The 24,810-nt window shown below is 39.0% G+C and carries 23 protein-coding genes, 1 tRNA gene and 2 pseudogenes; 18 read left to right on the top strand and 8 right to left on the bottom strand.

Annotation, left to right across the window (positions count from 1 at the left end; genetic code table 11):
* Positions 1-2 precede the first annotated feature (2 nt).
* From AC27FM_RS07045 to AC27FM_RS07015, 7 genes are all read left to right on the top strand, one after another.
* A complete protein-coding gene (locus tag AC27FM_RS07045) occupies positions 3-1,136 on the top strand; it encodes a CamS family sex pheromone protein (protein ID WP_487087030.1) in 1,134 nt (377 codons plus the stop codon).
* Positions 1,137-1,207: 71 nt separating this feature from the next.
* The gene (gene gatC, locus AC27FM_RS07040; RefSeq protein WP_487087029.1) at positions 1,208-1,507 is read left to right on the top strand and encodes an Asp-tRNA(Asn)/Glu-tRNA(Gln) amidotransferase subunit GatC; all 300 of its coding nucleotides are present in this window, start codon (positions 1,208-1,210) and stop codon (positions 1,505-1,507) included.
* Positions 1,507-2,964, top strand: coding sequence for an Asp-tRNA(Asn)/Glu-tRNA(Gln) amidotransferase subunit GatA (gatA, locus tag AC27FM_RS07035; RefSeq protein ID WP_487087028.1), 1,458 nt, complete (start codon positions 1,507-1,509; stop codon positions 2,962-2,964). The genes gatC and gatA overlap by 1 nt, the downstream gene beginning before the upstream one ends.
* Positions 2,964-4,394, top strand: a complete 1,431-nt coding sequence (gene gatB / locus AC27FM_RS07030; RefSeq protein ID WP_487087027.1) for an Asp-tRNA(Asn)/Glu-tRNA(Gln) amidotransferase subunit GatB — start codon at positions 2,964-2,966, stop codon at positions 4,392-4,394. The genes gatA and gatB overlap by 1 nt, the downstream gene beginning before the upstream one ends.
* Before the next feature lie 13 nt (positions 4,395-4,407).
* On the top strand, positions 4,408-5,397 hold the full coding sequence (locus AC27FM_RS07025) for a diacylglycerol kinase (protein WP_487087026.1): 990 nt from the start codon (positions 4,408-4,410) through the stop codon (positions 5,395-5,397).
* Positions 5,398-5,472: 75 nt separating this feature from the next.
* Positions 5,473-6,828: a 23S rRNA (uracil(1939)-C(5))-methyltransferase RlmD gene (gene rlmD, locus AC27FM_RS07020; RefSeq protein ID WP_487087025.1), complete on the top strand. Its 1,356-nt coding sequence runs from the start codon at positions 5,473-5,475 to the stop codon at positions 6,826-6,828.
* A gap of 92 nt (positions 6,829-6,920) precedes the next feature.
* Complete coding sequence (locus AC27FM_RS07015) at positions 6,921-7,118, top strand: hypothetical protein (RefSeq protein ID WP_487087024.1); 198 nt, start codon at positions 6,921-6,923, stop codon at positions 7,116-7,118.
* A gap of 88 nt (positions 7,119-7,206) precedes the next feature.
* Here the strand turns inward: AC27FM_RS07015 and AC27FM_RS07010 are convergent, their stop codons facing one another.
* Positions 7,207-8,565, bottom strand: coding sequence for a sensor histidine kinase (locus tag AC27FM_RS07010; RefSeq protein WP_487087023.1), 1,359 nt, complete (start codon positions 8,563-8,565; stop codon positions 7,207-7,209).
* A gap of 236 nt (positions 8,566-8,801) precedes the next feature.
* On the opposite strand from AC27FM_RS07010, the gene AC27FM_RS07005 reads away from it, so the two are divergent.
* Positions 8,802-9,062 carry a helix-turn-helix domain-containing protein gene (locus tag AC27FM_RS07005; RefSeq protein ID WP_487087022.1) on the top strand — a complete coding sequence of 87 codons (261 nt, stop codon included), beginning with the start codon at positions 8,802-8,804 and terminating at the stop codon, positions 9,060-9,062.
* A gap of 105 nt (positions 9,063-9,167) precedes the next feature.
* Here the strand turns inward: AC27FM_RS07005 and tnpA are convergent.
* A pseudogene (gene tnpA, locus AC27FM_RS07000) lies at positions 9,168-9,371 on the bottom strand (IS200/IS605 family transposase); the annotation flags it as partial.
* Between the two features lie 106 nt (positions 9,372-9,477).
* On the opposite strand from tnpA, the pseudogene AC27FM_RS06995 reads away from it, so the two are divergent.
* Positions 9,478-10,631, top strand: a pseudogene (locus AC27FM_RS06995) (RNA-guided endonuclease TnpB family protein).
* Between the two features lie 83 nt (positions 10,632-10,714).
* Here AC27FM_RS06995 and AC27FM_RS06990 read toward each other — a convergent pair.
* From AC27FM_RS06990 to AC27FM_RS06975, 4 genes are all read right to left on the bottom strand, one after another.
* Positions 10,715-11,467 (bottom strand): DNA-binding response regulator, encoded by a 753-nt coding sequence (locus AC27FM_RS06990; protein WP_487087021.1) that lies wholly within the window; start codon positions 11,465-11,467, stop codon positions 10,715-10,717.
* A 95-nt stretch (positions 11,468-11,562) separates the two neighbouring features.
* Complete coding sequence (locus AC27FM_RS06985; RefSeq protein WP_487087020.1) at positions 11,563-12,447, bottom strand: alpha/beta hydrolase; 885 nt, start codon at positions 12,445-12,447, stop codon at positions 11,563-11,565.
* Positions 12,431-13,780 (bottom strand): PTS transporter subunit EIIC, encoded by a 1,350-nt coding sequence (locus AC27FM_RS06980; protein ID WP_487087019.1) that lies wholly within the window; start codon positions 13,778-13,780, stop codon positions 12,431-12,433. The genes AC27FM_RS06985 and AC27FM_RS06980 overlap by 17 nt, the downstream gene beginning before the upstream one ends.
* Positions 13,781-13,851: 71 nt before the next feature.
* Positions 13,852-15,195 (bottom strand): APC family permease, encoded by a 1,344-nt coding sequence (locus AC27FM_RS06975; protein WP_487087018.1) that lies wholly within the window; start codon positions 15,193-15,195, stop codon positions 13,852-13,854.
* A gap of 119 nt (positions 15,196-15,314) precedes the next feature.
* Between AC27FM_RS06975 and AC27FM_RS06970 the strand changes: the two genes are divergently transcribed.
* The 3 genes from AC27FM_RS06970 (at position 15,315) to AC27FM_RS06960 (ending at position 17,676) form a co-directional block, all read left to right on the top strand.
* Positions 15,315-16,325, top strand: coding sequence for a Gfo/Idh/MocA family protein (locus AC27FM_RS06970; RefSeq protein WP_487087017.1), 1,011 nt, complete (start codon positions 15,315-15,317; stop codon positions 16,323-16,325).
* 1 nt (position 16,326) lies between these two features.
* Complete coding sequence (locus AC27FM_RS06965; protein ID WP_487087016.1) at positions 16,327-17,550, top strand: DEAD/DEAH box helicase; 1,224 nt, start codon at positions 16,327-16,329, stop codon at positions 17,548-17,550.
* A 52-nt stretch (positions 17,551-17,602) separates the two neighbouring features.
* Positions 17,603-17,676: transfer RNA gene (locus AC27FM_RS06960), tRNA-Arg, on the top strand.
* A 74-nt stretch (positions 17,677-17,750) separates the two neighbouring features.
* Here the strand turns inward: AC27FM_RS06960 and AC27FM_RS06955 are convergent.
* Both AC27FM_RS06955 and AC27FM_RS06950 read right to left on the bottom strand, forming a co-directional pair.
* Complete coding sequence (locus AC27FM_RS06955; protein ID WP_487087015.1) at positions 17,751-18,059, bottom strand: DUF2628 domain-containing protein; 309 nt, start codon at positions 18,057-18,059, stop codon at positions 17,751-17,753.
* Positions 18,060-18,090: 31 nt separating this feature from the next.
* Entirely contained in the window at positions 18,091-19,806 is a 1,716-nt protein-coding gene (locus AC27FM_RS06950; protein WP_487087014.1) for a hypothetical protein, read from the bottom strand.
* Positions 19,807-20,084: 278 nt separating this feature from the next.
* On the opposite strand from AC27FM_RS06950, the gene AC27FM_RS06945 reads away from it, so the two are divergent.
* From AC27FM_RS06945 to AC27FM_RS06920, 6 genes are all read left to right on the top strand, one after another.
* Positions 20,085-22,091 (top strand): hypothetical protein, encoded by a 2,007-nt coding sequence (locus tag AC27FM_RS06945; RefSeq protein ID WP_487087013.1) that lies wholly within the window; start codon positions 20,085-20,087, stop codon positions 22,089-22,091.
* A 102-nt stretch (positions 22,092-22,193) separates the two neighbouring features.
* Complete coding sequence (locus tag AC27FM_RS06940) at positions 22,194-22,616, top strand: MarR family winged helix-turn-helix transcriptional regulator (RefSeq protein WP_487087012.1); 423 nt, start codon at positions 22,194-22,196, stop codon at positions 22,614-22,616.
* A 1-nt stretch (position 22,617) separates the two neighbouring features.
* Positions 22,618-23,457, top strand: coding sequence for an alpha/beta fold hydrolase (locus AC27FM_RS06935; RefSeq protein ID WP_487087011.1), 840 nt, complete (start codon positions 22,618-22,620; stop codon positions 23,455-23,457).
* Between the two features lie 44 nt (positions 23,458-23,501).
* On the top strand, positions 23,502-24,008 hold the full coding sequence (locus AC27FM_RS06930; protein ID WP_487087010.1) for an acyl-CoA thioesterase: 507 nt from the start codon (positions 23,502-23,504) through the stop codon (positions 24,006-24,008).
* 115 nt (positions 24,009-24,123) lie between these two features.
* The gene (locus AC27FM_RS06925; protein ID WP_487087009.1) at positions 24,124-24,516 is read left to right on the top strand and encodes a tautomerase family protein; all 393 of its coding nucleotides are present in this window, start codon (positions 24,124-24,126) and stop codon (positions 24,514-24,516) included.
* 132 nt (positions 24,517-24,648) lie between these two features.
* Entirely contained in the window at positions 24,649-24,807 is a 159-nt protein-coding gene (locus AC27FM_RS06920) for a hypothetical protein (protein WP_487087008.1), read from the top strand.
* Positions 24,808-24,810 lie beyond the last annotated feature (3 nt).

Raw genomic sequence — 24,810 nt, 5'->3', positions numbered from 1 at the left:
TTTTGAAAAAATTCGTAAAAGCTACAGCACTACTATTAATGTGCTCGCTTCTTTTGACTGCTTGTGGTAATTTACAAGATTCAAGTCTGTCGTCTGGTAGCAATGATAGCAGTAAGAGTACTGTTCAGACCGCAAGCTCATCTGATTCAAGCTCATATGATGTTTTGATGAGTAATGGAAAATACAAAACTAGTGCAATTTCAGGGATAACTGCTGCTGATAATAGTAATCAGTTCAATAGTCGTAGCTTTGAAAGTGGACTATTAAAGTTGTCTAAGAAAGAATTCTCTACTAATTCGTATGTTTTCCAAGAAGGTCAAATTTTAACATCGTCCAAAGTTACGGATTGGTTAGGGCGCAAGTCTAAGAGTAATCCTGACGGTTTGAACCCAGCTGCCAATGGTTCGAAGAGCCCAACTAAGAGAGCGCCAATGTATTTCCAGCAGATGCTTGAAGAAGACTATCTGCAAAAGCAAGATGGAAAATATAAACTGGCGGGTGTCTCAATTGGTATAGCTATGAATAAGATCGACTATTACCAAAAGAAACAATACGGGGCAACATACAGCACCACGATTACTAAGGAAGAACAAAAGACACAAGGTGAACGCATAGCTAAGGAAGTCGTCAAGCGTCTGCGGAAGTTGAAAGAAGTGGGCAATGTTCCAATCGTCATTGGTCTATATTCTGTAGCTCCTGAGGATACCTTAGTCGGAGGAACGTATTTCCAATACTCTGTAAGTAAGAGTGGCGATTTGGGCAGTTGGAAGGAACTAGATTATAAGAATCAAGTCTTGCCAGCAGTGAACAGCTCCACACCTATTAGTAGTAGCGATTCAGACGCCTTCTCCAACTTCAAGGATAACGTCCAAGACTACTTCCCTAATATCTCAGGTGTAACGGCGCAGGCTCATTATGATGGTACTAAATTGCAATCGATGGACATTACTATCAATACTCAATTCGATGGCTTGGCACAGATCACTAGTTTTACCCAGTTTGTCCAACAGAGCGCATCGAAGTATCTTCCGTCTGATGCTGATCTGGATATCAATATCCAGACTGTTAATAGTCAACAATCTGTCGTGACACGTACTGACGGTAAGTTCGTATCACACGTATATAATGATGATTAATGAAGTTGCCATCTTGTAACTTGATTACGCGATAATAAGTCTTAATGTACTAAAATAAAAGGAGAAATTTGATGATTTCAAAAGAAGAGATCCTACATGTTGCTGAACTAGCAAATTTAAGGTTCAAAGATGATGAAGTTGATAGCTTTGTGAATCAACTAGGAAAAATTGTTGACATGGAAAGCAACTTGGCAAGTGTCAATACTGATGGTATAGATCCTACGTACAACATGGGTGATACTAGCACGACCTTCCGCGAAGATAAGGGCATTCACACTCAAACTAGAGAGCAAATGTTTGAGAACGTTCCAGATTCTGAGAACAATTTGATCAAGGTACCAACAATTGTCGATAAGGAGGACGATGAATAGTGAATTATTTAAACGAAACTATCGACTCATTGCATAAGAAGTTAGCTGATAAGGAATTAACTTCAAAGGAACTAACTAGTCAAACACTTGATACTATCAAGGGTAACGAAAAAAAATTGGCTGCTTTTATAACTTTGAACGATGATGCTGTAAAGGATGCCGAAGCAGTCGATCAAGCAGGTATCAAGGGATCATTGTCAGGTATTCCTATTGCTATCAAGGACAATATCGTCAGCGAAGGTATCAAGACTACTGCTGCCAGCAAGATCTTGTATAATTTCATGCCCGTATACAGTGCCACAGTCTTAGAAAAATTAACGGCTGCTGGAGCTATCAATATTGGTAAGACTAACTTGGACGAATTCGCCATGGGTTCATCTACCGAAACATCATACTTTGGAACTTCTCATAATCCTTGGGACTTCGAAAAAGTTCCCGGTGGTTCTTCAGGTGGTTCTGCTGCTGCTGTTGCTGCAGGTGAAGTCATTGCTGCTCTAGGTACAGATACTGGTGGTTCGATCCGTCAGCCATCTGCTTTCAATGGTATCTTTGGTATCAAGCCTACCTATGGTCGTGTATCTCGTTGGGGTATTATCGCCTTCGCATCCAGTCTTGACCAAGTAGGTGTCATGTCAAAACGTGTCGAAGACTCAGCTACAGTTCTATCAGCGATCGCTGGTCATGACGAACATGACAGTACTAGTTCTGAAAAAGAAGTTCCTGACTATCGCGCTAACCTCAATAAGGATATGACAGGTATCAAGATTGCCGTTCCTAAGGAATTCTGGCATGAAGGTACTGATCCTGAGATCATTAATCAAATCAATAATGCTATCGATACATACAAGAAGCTCGGTGCAACAGTTGATGAGGTTAGTTTACCAACATTGAAACATGCGGTTGAAGTTTATTATGTCTTAGCTTCTAGTGAAGCCTCATCTAACTTACAAAGATACGATGGAGTTCGTTATGGATTCCGTGCCGATGATGTTAAGAACATCAAAGACTTATTCGTTAACTCAAGATCTGAAGGATTCGGTGATGAAGTCAAACGCCGTATCATGCTAGGAACTTTTGCATTGTCTGCAGGTGCTTACGATGCTTACTTCCGAAAAGCTGCACAAGTGAGAACGTTGTTCATCCAAGAAATGGGTAAAGTCTTAGAAACTTATGACTTGATCATGGGACCTTCTACTACTTCTACAGCCTTTAAGATCGGCGACAAGATCGACGATCCTCTAGCTATGTACATGAACGATATCCTAACGATCCCCGCTAACTTAGCTGGACTTCCAGCAGCATCAGTCCCAGCAGGATTAGCTAATGGTATGCCAGTTGGATTACAGATCATGGCAAAACCATTCAATGAACAAGCAATCTTTAATGCTGCCTATGCATTACAAGAAGAAAATAAATTCTATGAAAAAACACCAACTGCATTAAAGGGGGAAGACTAATGAATTTTGAAACAACGATTGGTCTAGAAGTTCACGTTGAGCTAAAGACAAAGTCAAAAATGTTTAGTCCGTCACCAGTTGCTTATGGAGCTGAACCAAATACCAATACTAACGTAATTGATTTTGGTTTCCCAGGTACATTGCCAACTGTTAATAAAGAAGGATATCGCTTAGGTGTTATGGTTGCCCTTGCATTAAATGCACAAATAGAAAATCATACACATTTTGATCGTAAAAACTATTTCTATCCTGATAATCCTAAGGCTTATCAGTTGACCCAAAGTGACAAGCCACTTGCTCACGATGGTTACATCGAAATCGAAGTGGATGGTAAGAAGAAGAAAATCGGTATCGCTGAACTTCACGTTGAAGAAGATGCTGGTAAGAATACTCACGGAAGCAACGGTTATTCATATGTTGATTTGAACCGTCAAGGAACACCATTGATCGAAATCGTTTCAAAGGCTGACATGCACTCACCAGAAGAAGCATATCAATACCTTGAAAAACTTCGTCAAATCGTTCAATTTACTGGTGCATCTGACGTTAAGATGGAAGAAGGTTCAATGCGTGTTGATACGAATATTTCTATCACACCAGCTGGATCAGACCAATATGGTACTAAAGTCGAGTTGAAGAACCTTAATTCATTTAACTACGTTAGATTAGGACTAGCTTATGAAGAGAAACGTCAGGCTGCCATTCTCAAGAATGGTGGTAAGATCGAACAAGAGACTAGACGTTTCGATGAGAAGACTAACGAAACATTCTTAATGCGTGTCAAATCAGGTGCTGATGATTATCGTTACTTCCCAGAACCAGACCTTCCTGACTTTGAGATCAAGCCAGAATGGGTTGAAGAGATCAAGGCTAACTTGCCAGAACCTGCTGACAAGAGACGTGAACGTTATATCAGTGAACTGGAAATTCCAGAATACGATGCCGGTGTCTTAACAGATACTAAGGAAATGTCTGATTTCTTTGATCAAGCAGTCAATTTCGGTGCAAATCCAAAACTTGTTTCTAACTGGTTGATGGGTGAAGTTAATGCGTTCTTGAACGAAAAGAAAATTGGTTTGTTAGAAACTAAGTTGACACCAGAACATTTATCAACGATGATTAAGTTGATTTCTGATGGAACTATTTCTTCTAAGATTGCTAAGAAAGTCTTCAAAGAAACTATCAGTAATGGAACCGAGCCAGAAGGATGGGTCAAGGAAAAGGGACTTGTTCAAGAATCAGATCCTGCTGTTTTGAAGCCAATCATCATGGAAATTTTAGATAATAATCAACAATCGATCGACGACTTCAAGAATGGTAAAGATCGTGCTGTCGGTTTCTTAGTTGGACAAATTATGAAACAGACACATGGACAGGCTAACCCTAAGGTTGTTAACAAGATCCTAATGGCTGAGTTGAATAGTCGTTAGTGAGGAGAAGTAAATGCGAGCAAGGCTGATCTATAATCCTACCTCAGGACACGAAACTCTGAGAAACAACGTAGGAGATATTTTAAATATTATTGAAAAAGCTGGATATGAAGCTAGTGCCTTTCGCACTACGCCAACTGAAAATTCAGCTCAAAACGAAGCGAACCGTGTGGCCAAAGAGGGGTTTGACCTGGTTGTTGCTGCTGGTGGTGACGGTACAATCAATGAAGTAGTCAACGGAATTGCTGGACTGGACAAGCGTCCTGAACTAGCGATCATTCCGGCTGGAACTACTAATGATTATGCCCGTGCCTTGAAGATACCTCGTGATGATGTGGTGGAAGCCGCTAAGGTCATCTTGAAGAAACAAAAACTACCAGTCGATATTGGAAAAGCTGGCGATAATTATTTTATTAATATCGCTGGTGGTGGCTCAATGACTGAATTGACCTATGAAGTGCCTTCAGCATATAAGTCAATTCTTGGTTATTTGGCATACTTGGTGAAGGGTGCAGAAATGTTACCTCGAATCAATCCAATAGATATGCATATCGAATATGATGATGGTGTCTTTGATGGTAAGGCCACGATGTTCTTGATCGGATTGACAAATTCGATCGGTGGTATGGAACAGATTGCACCTAATTCAGTTATCGGTGATGGGACATTCTCCTTGATCATCGTTAAGGAAACCAACTTGCGTGATTTAGTCCATTTGATTGCTCTAGTGCTAAACGGTGGTCGTCATGTTTATAATCCAAAGATTATTTATACGAAGACTAAGAACTTGAGTGTTAAAGCAAATGATGACAATCGCATCATGGTCAACCTTGATGGTGAATATGGTGGGGATGCGCCGATGGAATTCACTAATTTACATGCACATGTAAATATTTATGCTAATGTAGATTCTATTCCTCTCAAAGCGATCAACACGAAATCGTCTCTGGATGAAAAAGATGCTGGAGAAAAGATCATTGAAGAAGAGAAGAAATTAGATTAGAATATAAAACTAATAAGAAAAAGGGAAGCTGAGAAATTAGTACCAGCTACCCTTTTTCTATGCAAAGGAAAAAATATGGAAAAACCAAATATAAAAAAGAATGATAAATTAGAGTTAACGATCGAAGATCTGTCGTATGAAGGTAAAGGTGTAGCTAAAGTCGACGACTTCACGTTGTTCGTAGACAATGCTTTACCTGGTGAGGTAGTCAACGCTGTGATTCTCAAAGTGGGCAAGAGCTATGGATTCGCTAAGGCGTTAGATATAATCAAGAAATCTCCAGACCGAGTGGAAGATATCGACAATGTTTATGTGAGAACAGGTATCGCTCCATTGAGTCATTTGAAGTATTCAGAACAATTGAAATTCAAGCAAAAACAAATTCAGATCAACTTTCAAAAAGCTGGTTTGGATATTGATGTCAACGAAACTCTTGGTATGGAAGATCCCTTCCATTATCGCAACAAGGCACAAGTGCCAGTTCGCCAGATCAATGATAAATTAACATCTGGTTTTTATCGTAGACATTCACATGAATTGATCCCGATGGAAGATTACTTGATTCAAGATCCTAAGATTGATGCTGAGATCAAACGTGTGCGTGATATTTTACGTAAGTACAATGTTCGTGGCTTCGATGAGGCTAAGAATAAAGGTCAGATTCGTACGATCATGGTGCGTCGTGCTTATTATACTGGAGAAATGATGGTAGTCTTGGTATCTCGTGTGCGTGATATTTCGCATTACAAAGCTATTTCGCAAGAGATCATGGCTAACAAAGAAGTCAAATCACTTTATTTAAATATCAATTCTAAGGTTACGAATGTTATCTTGGGCAAGGACATGATGCTCCTAGCCGGTAGTCCTTATATCGATGATGAGATCTTAGGTCATACTTACCGCATCTCACCACGTTCGTTCTATCAAGTTAACCCAACACAGACACAACGCTTATATCAATTGGCTGTGGACAAGGCAGAATTGACTGGTAGTGAGAATGTTGTCGATGCTTATTCAGGAATCGGTACGATCGGATTGTCATTGGCTGACAAGGCCAAGCACGTTACGGGTATCGAAGTTATTGCTGATGCTGTTAAGGACGCTAAACAAAATGCTGAAATTAATGGAATCAATAACGCTGAATTTATTGTAGGAAAAACCGAAGAGGTCTTGAACGAATGGTCAAAAGATAAAAAGAAAATCGACGTATTAATGGTTGATCCACCACGTAAAGGGTTAGCTAATTCACTAATAGATGCGATCAATAATATCAAACCTAAGAAAATCGTCTATATTAGTTGTAACCCCGCAACTTTGGCACGTGATTTGCGCTTATTGAGTGATACTTATGAGATCGGTGATGCTACTCCGGTCGATATGTTCCCAATGACAAATCACATAGAATCCGTAACAAAATTAACTAAAAAGTGATAAAAAGTGAGATTAAGGTGAAATTACCTTGACCTCACTATTTTTTTACCCCAAAATGGAGTTGATGAATAATTCTTAGGGGGAGCATTATCTTGGGTCGTACAGTTGTCGCAATTGGAATGTTAGTTATTGCGTTTTGGCGTTTGTTTGCTGCAATCGGATATTTTTCTATACCTAAAGAAAGCGTATCCAAAAAAATAGTTATATATGATGTGTTGGCATCGTGGTATGGGTTTGTCGGTGGTTCGATGTTTATAGGTGGCATCATGCTACTTTTAGAGGTGTTTTGACATACGATTTTTTGTAAGCGCTTACCGCTGATTGAGCAATAAAATAGGACTGAAACAAAATGTCTGTTTCAATCCTTTTTGGCGTTTCTTAGATTTGTTCTTCTGATGAATTGAGAATTATCAAAGTCATCATCAAGTGTTGGTGAACTACTTGAGTATCGATGAAAAGATTGTTAGAAGTATCAGTAATATCTTTGATGTTTGCTAATCCGTAACCGGGATGTTTATCCTTGGTTGAATAACCACTTTGGAATAGCTGGTTGATATTAATCTCATCTTGTAGTGGGTTATCGATCGTTATTTCCAAAGTTTCGGGGGACTTGATGAAGGCACAGGTGATTATTTTGTCATCGATATTTTGTACATATTCGATGGCATTATCTAACAAAATACCTAATATGCGAATGACTGAGAGGTCATTCTTTTTTATTTGATAATCATCGTCTGTCAGTTCGAATTTCAATTCGATATCTTTGGCCTTGGCGATAAAGAACTTCTGGTTGAGTAGACTTTGAATCGGCGTATTCTTAATCGACTTTAATTCAGTTAGATTGTGAGTTTTGACATTCTCAAAAGTCTGCTGCTGTTCTACTAGGTCGTGATAGTAGCGTTTGATCTCATCTGAACTTTGCTCATCTATCACTTGTCCCAAGGACAGTACGATATTTTGGAAGTCGTGTTTGAATTTACGCAGGTCGTCATATTGTTGCTGTGAACTAGTCAGATAATCGCCTAGTTCCTTGAAGCGTTCGGTAGCTTCACTCGTTTCTTTACGCATCGTGAATGACTGGATGAAGACGAGGGTTTGCCAATAGGTGGAGATGGTCATAGCAGTAAAGGCCAACAAGATCACCATTTGAATCAAGGGACTGATGTCTTCAATGTCACTGATAACTAGGATGACCATGAACGTCAGCAATAAGGTAAAGAGCATGACGAAGATTTTTCTTCCCAAATTATAGCGAGTGATGTTGAGCCTAGCTTGGTGAAATTGCACTTCATAATACTTGATGACACCGACACAAATCAATAGCAATATGAGATTGATTATTAAGGTAGCGGGTGCAAAAATATGTTGATATTGTTTCATGGTTTGAGTATTCCACTGATGTGTCAGACCATAGACGATGAAACTAGCTAAAAAAGTGCTTAAGCTGAAAAGTGTCAATTGAATGTTGGCGGCTAATACGATCGAGATGCCATTGTTGTAATCGATCTTATGGGGATGGTTCCTGATCAAATGCAGTCCGAGAAGAGCTAGGACGAAGAAGAGTATGAAAGAATTATTGGTGTACAGTCCTAAGATGCCGAAGGCAGTAGAAATAATTAGATCGTTGATCCAATAATAATATTTGAAGTTATGGGTAAATAAATGAACTAGCTGAAGTGTCGCAAATAAAATAAAAATATTTCCAAAAGAGCTCATATAATTTTGTATATATATCATGAAAAAAGACTGACTAGTCTCGATCCTTTCTGAATGTATCTGATGTTTAAGCATAGTTTCCAAAATAATTGTAGAGATATTTTGCAAGGAAGACAAGATATTAGTAATAACCGTGCATATTTTACGTTTATCAGTTGATTATTTACGTTTATAAATTTTTTGTTCAATAAAAATTTATTATGAAATAATGATACTATTGCATGAAAAAAAGAGTAAACAGGTTGAGGTATTTTGTCATGAATAAAAATATTCATTTCGGTGAAAATCTTCAATTAGGAGATAATCTTCGGATTCTTCGTAAAGAACGTAATCTTTCCGAACGTGAAGTTTCTAATCTGCTTCACGTAGACATAACTACGATTTCCAAGTACGAACACAATACTAGAACACCCGATATTTATACGATGATTAAATTTGCGGATGTCTACAATGTTACCTTGGACAGATTAGTAGGTAGAGAAGAAATAGGATACGATGAGGATCGATCTGAAGCCTAGATGGAGTCAACACCTGATTGGGAAGTTAAAAGCAGAACCTAAGTAGGCTCTGCTTTTTATAAGGTCGACAATTGAGAAAACACGGTAATTTATTGCTGTGATGAATCAACGTCTTGGGCGACCATTGTTGTATTCTTTTAATTGATCCTCAATATATTTTTCTACTACGTCTTTAGAAATATTTCCTAAAGTACTCATAAAGAAACTGCTCGACCATAAGTGACCACCCCATAGTTTCTTTTTTGTTTCTGGATATTTTTTAAACCATGTTCTTGCCGACGTACCCTTAAACGACTTAACCATGGAAGTTAAAATCATAAACATTAGTTCGTTGTTTCTTTAGCATATAAATACTCCTAAATATTATAATGTTATAATATTGTTGTATTTCAACATAAAAGGAGGTGACTAACGTATGACTTTAAAGGGACAAAAACTGAGGATATACCCTAATCAATATCAACAAGAACTTATCGAATATAACTTTGGGGCGAATAGATTTGTCTGGAATCAAATGTTAGATATGCTCATTAAACGTTATGATAATAATCCTGATAGTAAGTTCCTTAATGCTTTTGATTTAAATAATTTACTTAAACAACTAAAAACAGAATATCCATGGCTTAAAAAAGCTGAGAGTACGAGTTTACAAGCTACTAATCATCTTACAAAAGGTTCTTTGAAAAAACTCATAATTTTCCTAAATTCAAGTCTAAGAAACATCCTAAGCAAAGCTACCAGTCGAAATGTATCAATCACAATATCGAAACTACGGATGGTTTGATAAAGCTACCAAAGCTTGGTTGTATGAAATACAAAACTGGTAAGAACGTTCCAGAAACAATAAAGTCTGTCACAATCAAGAAATCATTCACTGGTAAATATTATGCAGTTCTTCTTGTTGAACGTGAAAACCAAACTTTCGATAAGACTAATAAGACTATCGGTCTCGATATGGGAGTAGCTGATCTTATGATCGGTTCTGATGGAAAGAAATATCCTACTATTCGTTTTGATAAGATACTCGCTAGTAAGAAACATGCCTGGGAAAAGAAGCTGGCTAGACGCCGCAACTTGGCTTTAAAGGATATTCAATATCATAAGAAGTATGGACTAACAGCCCCAAAAGACATCTCTCAATACAAAAACTACATGAAAGCTAAAATCATGGTAGCTAAGTATAACGAGAAGATAGCTAATCAAAGAAACGATCGCTTGCATAAGATAACTACTCAACTAGTCAAAGACAACGACATTATCGTTATCGAAGATTTAAAGACTAAGAACATGATCAAGAACCATAAGCTTGCAAGAGCTATCGCTAATCAATCATGGCGAGAACTAAGATCGATGCTTGAATACAAGTGTAAATGGTACGGAAAGCAACTTATTGTTGTTGATCCATTCAAGACCAGTCAGATCTGCTCTAATTGCGGTTACGATGACGGCAAACACACATTGGATATCCGACAGTGGCGATGTCCTAAATGTAATGCCAAACATGATAGAGATATAAACGCTGCCAAAAATATAGAATTAAAGGGCTTGGAACAAGCCTTAGTAAATTAGCTTTAACCTCTACTGATTAGTTGAAATACTGATCGGCAAGTTTGGAGTGTTCCTAGAAGCTCGTTACTTTAGTGACGAGTAGTTCACTTACCCTTTTCATCCTCAAGTTTTTCCAACAAATCTCGACTTTTTCTAAATGAAACTTTACAAGTGTAGTCGTTGATAAAGGTCAAAATATGATTTTTATTGTCATAGGTGATGGCGTTATCTAGATTGACCAAATAGCTACGGTCACACCTGAACAAACTAGGATAGAGCGACTCGATCGAATTCAGTGATCCTAGGAACGAACTACGTTGGTTCTTGGTTATCAGTGTGACTTGTCCGGGGGCGATTTTTTCCGTGAACAACATAATTACGTCGTCCATCAGAACATTGAAGAATCTACTGCCGATCCGATAGTTGAATAAATTTTGAGAGTGATGTGCAAAACTTTCAAAGTAATTTTGAGCGAGTACGATGTCGTTATTGATACTTTCTTTGATTGAGTCGATGCCTTTGTTTTTAAGGATATAATCCAGAGGTGCGATCCGTCGTTCTAATGTGACTAATGAGAGTTCGTCATGCGTGGTGATAAATACGACTTGTGCCAGTGGCATTTCTTTTTTGATGCGTTCAGCGGCTTCCAAACCGGCAGTGTTATTGTTGTCGATCTCCATGTCTAAGAAGAAGACACCTTTTTCTGGGGCGACGCAGGTGCTAAACAGTTCTTCGGTTTTGGCAGTAGCCAGTTTTAGTTCCATATCGACATCATTGATCATGATGCTATTTTTGATAAATTCTGAATAGTTCTTGCGCTGAACTTCATCGTCTTCCAACAAGTAAACTGGCAGCATGCTGGCACCTCCCATACAAACTACCATAATTGTATTGAAGTCGCGAACTAATAACAAGTTGATAAATTTATATCTATAAATAAAAAAATCGTCGATTATTTAAAATCGACGACAACATTGGTCTTTATCTCGGGACGATTATTCAATTTATTCCCAATAATATACTGGTGAAAAATCGAAATAAACTGATTATTAGATATCATATCCGAGTGCTGAGCCTTACTACCAGTAAGTGTTATGAGGGTATACCGCTTGATGTCACCTTCATAGATGTACTTACCGGCATCGACACTGCTGATGGGGACGATTCCATCGTCCGTATAGAGCTGTGTTCCGGCGATAGAATAGTATGTCAAGTTACTTGGCAATTTGTCCTTATGCTTAATAAAGTCATTTAACATCTGTGTGCGGTTTGAACTATTCTTTTCTTCGAAGTTATACGGTGTTCCCACCGTCAGCATCGAATCGATATTGATCGAGGAATCGTCGAAATAATTCTCTAAGAAGTAGGTCCAGATGAGCCCACCGTTGGAGTGCCCAAAAGCGTCGAAGCTATTGAAACGGTATTTTTGCTTGAGCTGATTGAAGGCAATGTTGAACCACTCGGCCTGCTTCTTGATATTGTTGTAACCATCTTTGTTGTTGATGAATCCTACGACGATGAATGGGCGTTCGTCATTGGCTCGAATGGAACCTTTATAAGTTATTTTACCGTCGGTATTAACGGTTAGTTTTAGTAGACTATGATTTTCACCGTATTGGTTATTGATCGTCTTGACTAGACCGTCAAATCGGTCGGCGGTCGCGCTACTACCGGGGATTAGGATGATTGGTGCTGTGGGTGAATTGTAACGCCCAGCTAAAGTCGAGACGTTTTTTCTGGTCCAGATGTAAGAAGGAATCCCAAGAATGATCAAGATGGTCGCTAAGATTATTAAGTATTTGAAAGGCCGCTTTTTTTGGTTATTGAAGGCTCTCATCAGTAGATATACCCCCTTCGTCAAGTGCTAGGTTGTCGATCGTCTTTAGTTTTTCTGCCACACGTACGAACGGTATATAAATATAAACTGAAATAATCATACTTATGATAGAAAAGAGCAAAGCCTGCCAACTTCCATCGGTCCCAATAAATGCCGATAACAGCCCCGGAGTTCCAATCGGTATTGGATATACGCTCGGTGGCATCAAATGCAGCTGAAGGGCAATGGCGGCTACTAACATGCAAATTACAGGTGCGAGGATAAAGGGGATGATAAAAATAACATTAAAGAAGATGGGGATCCCTGACATGACGCTACTGCCTAAGTTAAAGATACTTGGTATCATCGTCCAGCGGGCGACGGTTTGAAAGTCCGGATCTTTGGAAACAAGAAAAATAGCGATGATCAAGGCTAGGACTGAACCAGTTCCGCCTAAAGTGGCGAACGAGTGATAAAGTGTATTACTAGTAAATAAATTGGGTGCACCCCAAGCGGTGTGGTGAGTCAGAGCGTAATTAAGATTTTCCAAAACTGTGGGATCGGCTTTTTCGATTTCGATCGGTGAATAAATACCTGACCATCCAAAAAATGAAGCGACTATCGTATACAGCGAAAAACCAAGCGCACTGAGCAGCTGAATCCAGGCGTTGTTACTGTGATAGTTGGTAGCTAATGAAAAAACAATACTGTTAGGTAGATCGGAGTAGTAGGTTATATTGACTAGAAAACTGAAGACAACGGACAAGATCATGATGATCGAGATGGGAGTCAATGAAATAAACGTCCGTTCCAAGACGTTACTAGATAAGTGTTTGGAACGATGATTCGGAGCTTTAGGACTGGCAACTTTGAAGAACCAACCAACGAGCATCCCCAATAGTATGGCAAAAAACAAGCCTCGTATCCCCAGTACTTCAGCGTGAAACGACAGAGGCTGTACTCGAGAATACGTAAAAGTGATGATCAATAAAGAACTGATACTCGTTAACCCAGCTAATTGATCATCACGATTGAAATGTTTAGCAGTATATTTTGCGGCACAAAAAGTTGCCATCACTGACACCCATCCGAGAGTCAAACTGTATAAGACCGTCGCCACATCGTTGATCTGTCCAAAGATAAAATCATTGTTCAACTTGGGAATAACATCCGTCAGGAAACTATCCTTACCCAGAATGGTGATTTGGATTATCTTGATGAAACTACCAAAGAGAACAAAAGGGAATATCATCATGACTGTTTTTTGAATAATACGATAAACTAATAATTTTTGTAATTTTAAAGTTATCCGAGCTAGTTTTTGTTCAAATTTATTCTTAAATAGATTTTCCATAATCAACACCTGCGACGTTTAGGGGTTTATTGAATCATTTAGATTATAACGTTAAAAAAAAAGAGCCGCTATTATAGCGACTCCTTTCTTTTATTAAATTGATGTAAATAGTACAGTGGTAAGCCTAACAGAGTAATAACGGTACCAGTTATAGCTAATCCCGGTTGTCTGAATAGGGTTGAAATAATTATGTATCCACCACCTAATGTTGCAATGATCGGTGGTATCGGATAAAAATTGATTTTATATGGACGATCGAGTTCGGGTTCTTTTTTGCGAAGAATGAACACGCCGATGAACATCATTATGGAGAAGAACCACATGACGAAGACTAGCATATCGGTCAAAAAGTCGAAACTTCCCATAAAAATCATTATGATAGCGATAACTGTTTGAACGATACCAGCATTCAATGGAACATGACTTTCTTTTGTCAATTTAGCGAAGAACTTGCTAAAAATTATTTCGTCGTCGTTTCCTAAGACATAACTGACACGAGGTCCAGTCATCGTGTAACCGTTGACGGCTCCAAAGACTGAAATCAAGATACCGATAGTGACGATTTTTCCGCCGATATTACCGAATATTTTAATTGCGGCTTCAGAAGCAGCGTTTTGGTTTCCGGGAATGACGTTGAATGGTAGTGCCTTGATGAAGACGAAACTGATCAAGACGTAGATCAAAGTGATTAAGATCAATCCTAAAATAATAGAACGTGATAGATCTTTTTCAGGTTTTTTCATTTCACCAGCCATAGTACCGACATTCATCCAGCCGTCAAAGGCGAACATGGTGGATAATAATCCGCCACCCATTGAAGACCAGAAGTCTGGATGTGTACCAGATGTGATAGGGAATAGTGAGACATTATTGCCAGATGGGGTAAATAACCCAACGACGATAATTAGTGCGATCGGGATCAGCTTAGCTACTAGGGCAACGGACTGAATGTAGCCACCCGCCTTAGCTCCGAGTAAGTTGACTGAGAATAAGAAGACTGCCAAAGCAATGGCTATCGGGATCTGCCAACTCGCTTGAAGATTGCATAAGTTAATGACCTGTGTTGCAAAAATAATTGATAGTGCTGAAATTCCGGCTGGATAATAGATAACTGATTGTGCCCAGGCTAGTAAGAAAGCAGGCACCTTGCCATAAATATACTCGATATACTTATAGATTCCACCAGCAACAGGCAATGCGGCGGCTAATTCAGCGATAGTCAAACCAGCATTGATCGTTATGAAACCTGCTAACAACCATACGAAAATCGTCAAACTCGGCGATCCTGTTGCAGCAGTGACACTCGAAATCTTGAAGAAAACTCCACCACCAATTACCAGACCCATAACGGTAGAGAGCGCGGGGAAAAATCCGAGCTCTCTTTTTAGATCGAATTTATCTTTTTCTTTGTTCATAACCTTATGCTCCTAAGTGAAGTGTAAAATAATATAATACACCATATCAGTAAGTATGGTAATGTTTTTAGTGGTAATTAGCGCTACATATCAGTAAAATCAATAGAGAGGTGATTTTTATGATAAAACTAGCAATAATCGGAACAAGCTGGATCACACAGCAATTCATTGAGGCGGCTCATGAAACAGAGAGCTTTGAACTGGTACGAGTTTATTCACGAACTGAAGCAAAGGCACAGACATTCATTGATGGATTGAGTGCTAATGTGAATAAATCCGACGTTCAAATAAGTACAGATTTGAATGATTTCTTCACAAGTGACGATTTTGATACAGTCTATATCGCATCACCAAATGCTTTGCACTATTCACAAGCTAGATTGGCGATTGAGAATGGTAAAAATGTCATTGTGGAAAAACCAAGCGCGTCCATCATCCGTGAATATACGATCTTGGATACTTTGGCTCACGAAAAAGGTGTTTACTTGCTTGAAGCAGCTCGCCACATCCATGAACCTATCTTTAAGAAGGTTCAAGTATATGTGGATGACAATCGTGAACAATTAACAGGTGCTACGTTATCTTATATGAAGTATTCTAGCAAAATGGATAGTTTTCTAGAAGGAAAGAGTCCTAACATTTTCAATCCTAAGTTCTCTGGTGGAGCTCTATATGACCTCGGAGTGTACGCGGTCTATGATTCTATCGTGTTATTTGGAGCACCAAAAAAAGTCAATTATCAGCCAGAGATCATGAGTTCAGGTATCGATGGTTCAGGTAGCTTGACGCTTAAATATGACGACTTTGATGTCAATATTATCGTTGGGAAGACTAAGAATTCGTATATGCCTTCAGAGATATACTTCGGTAAGAAGACACTCTTGATGGATAGTGCTGGTGATATTACTAAGTTGACTGAAGCCGGTGCAGATAAGAAATTATCAGAGATCCCAACAACTAAGAGCGACAATCCGATGGATTCTGAAGCGGTTGAATTCGCTAGGATCATGAACGAAAATGACACGGCAACTTATGATAAGTTGAGCGCTTATGCACGCAAAGTCAATCGGGTGTTAGAACAAGCCAGAACTAGTGCTGGGCTTGTATTTGAAGCAGATAAGGATAAATAAAGTGGAAATACCAAAACTATATCAAGATTATTTTAAAGAGAATCAATTCGAGTCGTTGACCAAAATCCAAGAATCGGTTTATTTGCCATTCAAGGAGGGAAAAGGTCTAGTAGCAATGGCTCCCACTGGTTCAGGAAAGACATTAGCATTTACGATACCGATGCTAGAGACCTTAGTGCCCGTTGACGGATTACAAGTATTGATTCTGGAACCCTCACAAGAACTAGCTATTCAAGTCAGAACGGTCATTCAACCATTAGCCAAATTAGTGGGGTGCAGTGTGCAATCTGTGACTGGTGGAGCAAATCCACAGCGTCAATTGAAGAAATTAAAAGAAAAACCTGAGATACTTGTCGCAACATTAGGACGTCTCAAAGAATTGACAGAGATGCGCAAGGTCAAGCTAGGCAACATTCAAACCGTCATCGTTGATGAAGCCGACGAGATGTTGAACGAATCAAAATTAGAATCTGTCCGTGAAACTATCGATCAGATGCCATCCGATGTTCAGATGACATTCTTCTCAGCTACGGGCAATGATATCTTCAAGGAAATGCACAAGTGGTTTGGACAAGACTTCTTAGTGATCGACCAACGAGATGACGAATCGTATACTGCTGGTATCAAGCATTACTTTATTAATGCTGCAACAGATAATATTAAAGATGCCCTGATCAGAGAGCTAGCTCACAATAAGAAATTCAAGGGGATCGTCTTCTTTAACAACTCGCGTTCATTACACAAGGTGATCAGTGACTTGCATCACAATAAGACTAACTTCGTGGCCTTGGATAGCAAGATGTCATCTCAACAACGTAAGTCAGCTTTACAAACGTTCGCTACTAAAAAAGTCAACTTGATGTTGACGACGGATGTTGCCGCACGTGGGATGGATATCGATGATATTACAACAGTTATTAATTACATGATCCCACGTGATAATAGCGAATACGTCCATCGTGGTGGTCGTACAGGTAGAATGGGTAAGTCAGGCAATGTGTTAACATTTGGTAATAGTCATGACTTCCGTAATCTACAAGATTTTGCTGATGTAGAAGTGAAAAAGGTTTTCTTGAATCGTGATGGAACCTTCTCCGATAAGGAAACTTATCGAAAAGAAAAGCGCCACGCTCAGTCGGTCAAGCCTAAGGCTAAACCTAAAAAACGTCAGCGCGATCAAAAGAACAAGGGTAAACGTCGTGCACCTAAGTCGGATAAAGATTAATTTGCTTGAAATATAATTAATTTGGTGGCACTATTATTAATAGTGCCATATTGGTCCCTTGGCTCAGCAGGATAGAGCAACTGCCTCCTAAGCAGTAGGTCCCCGGTTCGATTCCGGGAGGGATCATAAAGTAGTTACGCAGACGCCAAAAAAGCAGCACCTGATATCCTAGTATTGGATATTAGGTGCTGCTTTTTAAATTAAAAAATATATGCTTTCGATCTCAGAATGTTATAGTCGCCATTATCTGAAGGCTCAAAGCCTTTAGCAAGTAAGTCCTTAACATATAATTTGTTATAAAAGAAAGCAAAAATGAAATTGAATAGTAATGATCCACCGCCCCAAGTGAATACTCCTAAGATCAAATCTGCTAGGATCATGATAAGAAACCATTTCCAATCCGCTCTGAATAGTGCGGGCCAGAACCCGAAGAAAAATTCAGTCCATGAAAATCCGACTTTAACTACTTTGACTTCATTAGTACGTCTATTGATCAACCTCGCAAACATATCGATTCCCCCAATTTTGAATAAGTTTAATTTAATTATATTCGATATCTCTTAGAGTTTGTTCCATTTCGGACCATTTATATGATTTTTTTCTTCCCAATCCTAATAATAAATAAATCCAAGCAACCAATGATAAGGCAGCACTGAAGAGCGCCAAGTTAGTCGTTTGGTAAGTCGTCCTGAATACGGGATGGCTTATTTTTTTTGATAGTTTGACTTTAACAGTTCCATTCTTACTAGTGGTGATATTTGTGGGTTTACCATTGATCGTGAGACGGGTATTTTGGTAGCGCACGATAGGTAGTTCGACCACGGTATTTTTTAGTAACACGCCGGTCTTGAAGACGATGGATTCACCGTCAGCTTTGGGGTGAAATATGATTTTTTCTCGGTTGATCTTACCGATATGCCAGATAGTTGATGGCATGAATTTACTAGCTGATGCCGGTGAATACTGTTCATAATAATCTTCATAAAACGATTTTTTGTGAATTTCCTGACTAGTAATTACCTGAGATTTTTTAGAAATCATTTTTTGTGTTTGTGCCACTTGAGCTGAAGATATCCATAATCCACAGAGAACGGTGGTTAATAGTAGGATGACAGGTAGTTGAACTTTGAAACTGAAGCGCTCGATCAAAATCATGACCAATCTTGCGGCAATGACGGCTGTGAGCAGTGTTGCGACCATTAAAAATCTAAATGGAAATTGGATCACTCTAATGGGAGTATCCTGAAATAAATCCCAAGGAAAAACATCCGTCGTCATGAAGAAAGCTAAAAAGCTTAAAACGTAGATGCGTTGGTACAACGGAGAGAACTTGTAAAAGAAGACTAGTCCCAGTATCAAGGCGACCAACAAAACTACTCCCAGATTGTAAGTATTACCATTCGCACTCTGGATACTGCTGTTGGCTAAACTAGCCTGAACCATTTTTTCGAGGACTTTTCCTCGAAGGTGATAGGGTGAGGGTTGAGCATAGCTTTGAAAAGTTACCTCACTCAAAAAAGGCATCAAAAAAATAGCGCTGGCACAAATGGTCATTATGACCGCCTTGAGTAGTGACTTGAAGCGAGCCCAAAAGTGATTGGACTTGATAACGTAGAATAATAAGATAATCAGGGAAAAGGACGAAACAATCACGGTGGATAATAGGTGGGTTAATAATAAGCCCGACATGCCGATGGCAAGAGTTTTCCACTTGTGGAAATCACCAAAAAATACATTGTAGAAGCCAAGGAAGCAGACTGGTAATAGGATCGTAGCAATGAATTCGGCGATATCGGTTCGTGGCAGAACTTCTATCAGCAAGTAGTTGGAAAGATTGTAGAATAGTGAAAAAACAACAGCGTTGACAGTTGAATTTGAGAATTTTTTCATCGTAAGATGGCTAATAAAAAAAGAGCAGAAAAAATAAATCCCGATACCAGTGTAAAAAGCTGTTACAGGATTTTTAAAGATGGAAAAAAGCCAAGCAATCGGTGCGATAGTGACCCAAGGATAAAATAGATGGATACCATAGCCGATTTGTCGGAAGTTGGAATTTGAAATACTAGGGATGAAATTACCGTGTTCAAATGAGTAATTGAGAGAAATCAATCTACCGATATGAAATGGTGCATCATCGCCACCCCAAATGATTCCTTGAGGATTCAGAGTTAGTGCTAGGATCGTCGAAATCAGTGCGTAAAACAAGATCAAGCCGACGATCTTAATCGATAATCGTTTATTAATAGAAATATTCATGATTTCCTCCACGATAATATATTATATCGGAGAGGATGTCGGAATAAAACTCAATCTATAAAGCTGTTTTTAGAATTCTCGTATTAGACATATTGTAAATATGGGTTTAAAGGCTATTTGTAAGCACATTAGTGCGTATGGAATAGCCTTTTTGTACTGTTTTTAACTGTAATATCAATATATATAAAAATATTTATCACTAAATGACATTTAACCTAAATAAATATTTGAGATACTGTTTAAAGATTATTTTATTTTCCGCCAAAGGAGAACTAATAATGCACAGGAAAAAATCCAAACGAAGAATTCTCAAAATATTAAGCATAGCTTTGTTTACGATGACTATGTTTTTTGTGGTAGATGCCGCCGACAAAACAGTTCAAGCTGACGATGTAGTGGTTGAACCTATGGAGCCGCCTAATAAAGATGTTGTCAAAATTCTAGGTATTTGGTTGACCAATGGATATTCACTCCAACCTGAGAGTAATTACTACACACAAGTCGGACAGCAGGTAATTATCAGAACTAGTGCTGGTCGTTCGGTCTGGTCGGTACTGACAGGGCTACTGGATAGTCCTCATTATCGGTGGTATAAGAAGACTAGTATTGATGCGGAATGGGAAGAAGTGCCTGAATCAGAAGGTGGGTATCGGATGAACTTTCCAGTCACGTCTAAGGAGACTGGGACTACGTGGTATCAGTTAGATACGCAGTATTGGAACTATCTGACTGGTTGGCTCTCGAAGACACATATTTATTCACAACTGACAGCTGTTCATGCGAAATCTCCTGTCAATGCAACCGATTTAACAATTACGACTGATGAAGACTATTTATATAATATTAACGATAATAGTTTGGCTAATGACAGCACTTACGTACATGCACACCCAACTCCGACAGATTCCAATGGTCCAGTCACTTATACGGTCGATAAACCAGAGATCGCTGACTTTGCGGCCGATACGGAGAACGGTGGTCAGACGACACAATTAGTCGCTAAGAAGGGCGCAGTCGGTACGGTTGAGATCACAGGTACATTACACAACCCTGATGGCACGGAAGTTAGTGACAAGGCCGAGGTCCGAGTTGGCGGAGGCTTAGACGATCAGACGGTCAATATCGGAGATACGGCTACATTTACAATGTATGGTGATACTGTTGGTGACGATACTTCGTCTGACAGTGGAAAAATCACGATCGAATGGTACAAGTATGATAAGAATGGCAAGCAGACGACGGTAGCGAAGAGTAGTAGTTCCAACTACAAAGACTATATTTCTTATACCACACCTAGTACGACTATGGATGATGACGGTACGCAATATCAGGCTAAGCTGACCTTTAAATATGGGATTTTGAATGCAAAGAGTAAGACGATGACTACCAACAAGGCCAATCTAACAGTTATCAACAAGCCTGACATTTCGATCGAAAATACGGTAACTAATACGACTTATTCCACTTCAGATGACACAGAGCATAATTTGAATAATGTCAGTAATGATGACGTGATAACTTACGATGCTAATATAATCGAAAACAGTGACCGCGGAGTGTTGAAAGATGGCTATTACGTCATCCCGATGCATCGAGGTACAAAGATAAATAGCGTGAAACTTGACGATACCCTTCTGGATGCTAGTAAGTATTCAGTCGTCAATAATTCTGAAGATGGTAGTGATGATCTAGTCATCAGTCAGATCAACTTTGACGGTGTGGATGTGCGTAGTCATTCAGTTGAAGTGAAGACGACAGTAGCTGGTGTCAGTGGGGATGAGTCATTCTCGTATACACCGTATGTCTACGGCAGTGCGAATGACAATGAGATATACAGGTCCAATGGTATCAGCGAAAAGATAAATTATACTCTGGATGGATTCAGCGTCTCGATAAATGATTTGAACTACGGAACAGTCAATCCTCTAAATACAAATAGTATCCAATATCGAGAAGATGAGCATAACTTGCCAAATGGGAATGTCGTGGAGATCAGTGATAATCGCCGAGATAAACGCAGTAAAAAAGTCTATGTTGCACAATCGGGATTGTTCGAGAACGAAAGTGGCGATACGCTCTCGTCCAGCCTCAGATATTATGAGAACGGGCAATATATTAATATTTTGAATAACAAGACGTTATTAAAACAAACCCAATCTGGTGAGACGCTTGATTCGATCGGGTGGGATAAAAAGACTGGATTATTACTGTATCTAAACGATTCATTCCTTAAAGCGGGAACTTATCAAACTACTTTAACGTGGGTCTTTGAAGATTCTATCTAACCAGTTAAAAGCTTGAAATCGATCAAGCTTTTTTTGTTTGCTATTGAAAAAAGAGTTAAATGGTTATATAGTGTATATACACGATAGATGTGAGGTGATTTGATGGAACATCATTTTTATAAGACGTGTGCGTATTTCACGGCAGCCAGATATATGCGCTCGGTGGAAAAAGTCGCAGATAGAGTCTTTGAACCAACCGGCATGAAACCAGCTTATGCGTATATCATGATGAATATAGAGGATAATAATCCTTCATCAATTATGAGCATAACAAAAGAGCTAGGGTACGAACGTTCGTCGGTTTCACGCATGGTCAAGACGCTTGAAGGTAAAGGATTAGTTCAGTTATCAGCTGATGGTCGAGCGACAAAAGTTGAACTAACTACAAAAGGTAGGACATTTTTACTGACGGTAAATCAATGCTTGACGAAGTTCGGACAAGTTACTGACGAGTTACTCGGTGAAGATAAGGTCAAGATGACAAAATTATTGACGACTAATGATCAAAAACTGGGAGATAACTAAGATGACAGAATATAAAACGATCGATGTGGATGGATTAAATATTTTTTATCGGGAGGCGGGTGATTCATCCAAACCAACGATGATCTTATTTCACGGATTTCCTTCCGCCAGTCACATGTTTCGTGATCTGATTCCGGAACTAGAAAATGATTTTCATCTGATTGCCCCTGACTATCCTGGGTTCGGTCGATCAGAGTCTCCCGACCATCAAACTTTTGACTATACTTTTGATCATCTAAGTTTGATCATGGAAGATTTTTTGAGTGAATTAGCAATCGACAAGTTTTACATGTATGTCTTCGATTATGGCGCACCGATCGGTTTCAAGATTGCCGTCAGACATCCTGAGTGGATTAGAGGTATCGTCAGCCAAAATGGCAATGTCTATCAAGTGGGGTTAGGGTCTAAATGGGCTACGCGTCAAGACTTTTGGAACAACCCAACTGAAGAAAAACGAGATTCATACCGTACGGCCTTTGAGCCACAAACGATCATCGGACAATACACATTGGGAACACGCACTAATGCAGTCTCACCGGATGGTTATATGCTCGATATTGCCTATACTCACGACGAAGGCTATGCGCAGAGACAACTAGATTTAATATTTGATTATCAAAATAATATTAAAGACTATCCTAATTTTCAAAAATACTTACGTGATTACCAACCTAAACTCTTGGCAGTTTGGGGCAAAAATGATCCATCGTTTGTTTACCCCGGAGCTGAGGCATTCAAACAGGATGATCAGAATGTAGAGGTAGACTTACTGGACAGTGGGCACTTTGCCTTAGAAACACACGCCAAAGTAATTGCACAATTAATTAAGGATTTTTTCTAGTATAATAATATTAATTATTACTATATAGGAAGGAAATCTAAGGTATGAACACTATCAATGTTTCACAGACATTGTCGATCAGTAATCACCGCGTTTTTTCGTCAGACTTAAATGAGCATGATACAGTTTTTGGCGGAAGAATACTGGCTACGATCGACGATAATTCATCGATTCCCGCTTCACGAGTAGCGAGGATCGAGACGGTCACAGCATCAGTTGACCAAGTTAATTTTATTTTGCCTTTCAGACTGCAAGACTCGATGTGTACGGAGTCATATGTGTCAGGTGTCGGCAAGCGCTCGATCGAAGTATTCACCAAAATAATTGGTGAACATTTGAAGACTGGTGAGCGCTTCTTAGGACTGACCTGCTTCTCATCATTTGTAGTAGTGGAACATGGTATCGAACTACCAGAGATCGTTCCCGATACTGATGAATATCGTTTCGTCTGCCAAGGTTATGAGATGCGTCAAGCAGACCGAATGCAAAAATTAAAACGTCAACGTGAATTCAATAATAATATAAGTCTGAAGTTTCCGTGGACCAAGTAGATTTTTTCGAATTTATGTTGATTATTGAAATTGTTCATTCGCCGATGCAATGACTGACATGATTGCCGTAGGTAAGATCGTCAAAGATAATTAATTTCATAATAGGAGAAATACAATGCCATTAATGAGAATAGATATGATCAAAGGTCGCGACAAAAAAGAAATCAGAGATATTTTGGATATTTCTTACAAAGTAGCCACGGATGAACTACACTTATTGCCACGCGACCGCTATCAAATAGTCACTCAACACGACCCAGAGGAAATGATTATTTGGGATGTTGGTCTAGGATTGGAGAGGACGGACAAGGTCTTGTTGTTTAGTCTTACGTCCAGCCCCAGAGAACAGATCGACAAGGAACATTTTTACGCTAGTTTAGTCAAAGCCTTACATGAAGGGGTGGGCATTTCGCCAGCCGATGTGATGATAAATATCACTAGCAACACCAAAGCTGATTGGAGCTTTGGTAATGGTGAAGCACAGTTCTTAAATGGTAAGTTGTCTTAGAAGGTGACTTAGACTGAGATGGATAAATTCTGTCTCGGTCTTTTTTTATAAATATATAATTAGATATCTATTATCATACTTATTCCAGTTGTACTAAAATGTAGGTGTAAAAAGTTTGGTGGTGATACTTTGATGAGTGAATCTAAAGCTTTTTCGGTATTCATGGTGATTTTTTATGCCATATTACTTTTTCTCGTGATTGCCAATAATAATATGATAGCCATGTATATGATGGCTATCGGAATGTTATTAGAAGCAGTTGTGAATGCTTTTGGGGTTTTCAAAAAGTAAGAC

This window comes from Companilactobacillus sp. y65-5 (assembly GCF_057541095.1).
The sequence above is the reverse complement of the archived record's forward strand: the minus strand, read 5'-3'. Positions and strand labels throughout refer to the sequence as shown.

Excerpts from the sequence above, each read along its gene's own strand:
- gatC (WP_487087029.1), top strand. The coding sequence starts at position 1,208 with ATGATTTCAAAAGAAGAGATCCTACATGTTGCTGAACTAGCAAATTTA.
- gatB (WP_487087027.1), top strand. The coding sequence starts at position 2,964 with ATGAATTTTGAAACAACGATTGGTCTAGAAGTTCACGTTGAGCTAAAG.
- AC27FM_RS07025 (WP_487087026.1), top strand. The coding sequence starts at position 4,408 with ATGCGAGCAAGGCTGATCTATAATCCTACCTCAGGACACGAAACTCTG.
- rlmD (WP_487087025.1), top strand. The coding sequence starts at position 5,473 with ATGGAAAAACCAAATATAAAAAAGAATGATAAATTAGAGTTAACGATC.
- AC27FM_RS07010 (WP_487087023.1), bottom strand. The coding sequence starts at position 8,565 with ATGATATATATACAAAATTATATGAGCTCTTTTGGAAATATTTTTATT.
- AC27FM_RS07005 (WP_487087022.1), top strand. The coding sequence starts at position 8,802 with ATGAATAAAAATATTCATTTCGGTGAAAATCTTCAATTAGGAGATAAT.
- AC27FM_RS06990 (WP_487087021.1), bottom strand. The coding sequence starts at position 11,467 with ATGCTGCCAGTTTACTTGTTGGAAGACGATGAAGTTCAGCGCAAGAAC.
- AC27FM_RS06985 (WP_487087020.1), bottom strand. The coding sequence starts at position 12,447 with ATGAGAGCCTTCAATAACCAAAAAAAGCGGCCTTTCAAATACTTAATA.
- AC27FM_RS06980 (WP_487087019.1), bottom strand. The coding sequence starts at position 13,780 with ATGGAAAATCTATTTAAGAATAAATTTGAACAAAAACTAGCTCGGATA.
- AC27FM_RS06975 (WP_487087018.1), bottom strand. The coding sequence starts at position 15,195 with ATGAACAAAGAAAAAGATAAATTCGATCTAAAAAGAGAGCTCGGATTT.
- AC27FM_RS06970 (WP_487087017.1), top strand. The coding sequence starts at position 15,315 with ATGATAAAACTAGCAATAATCGGAACAAGCTGGATCACACAGCAATTC.
- AC27FM_RS06955 (WP_487087015.1), bottom strand. The coding sequence starts at position 18,059 with ATGTTTGCGAGGTTGATCAATAGACGTACTAATGAAGTCAAAGTAGTT.
- AC27FM_RS06950 (WP_487087014.1), bottom strand. The coding sequence starts at position 19,806 with ATGAATATTTCTATTAATAAACGATTATCGATTAAGATCGTCGGCTTG.
- AC27FM_RS06945 (WP_487087013.1), top strand. The coding sequence starts at position 20,085 with ATGCACAGGAAAAAATCCAAACGAAGAATTCTCAAAATATTAAGCATA.
- AC27FM_RS06940 (WP_487087012.1), top strand. The coding sequence starts at position 22,194 with ATGGAACATCATTTTTATAAGACGTGTGCGTATTTCACGGCAGCCAGA.
- AC27FM_RS06935 (WP_487087011.1), top strand. The coding sequence starts at position 22,618 with ATGACAGAATATAAAACGATCGATGTGGATGGATTAAATATTTTTTAT.
- AC27FM_RS06930 (WP_487087010.1), top strand. The coding sequence starts at position 23,502 with ATGAACACTATCAATGTTTCACAGACATTGTCGATCAGTAATCACCGC.
- AC27FM_RS06925 (WP_487087009.1), top strand. The coding sequence starts at position 24,124 with ATGCCATTAATGAGAATAGATATGATCAAAGGTCGCGACAAAAAAGAA.
- AC27FM_RS06920 (WP_487087008.1), top strand. The coding sequence starts at position 24,649 with ATGAGTGAATCTAAAGCTTTTTCGGTATTCATGGTGATTTTTTATGCC.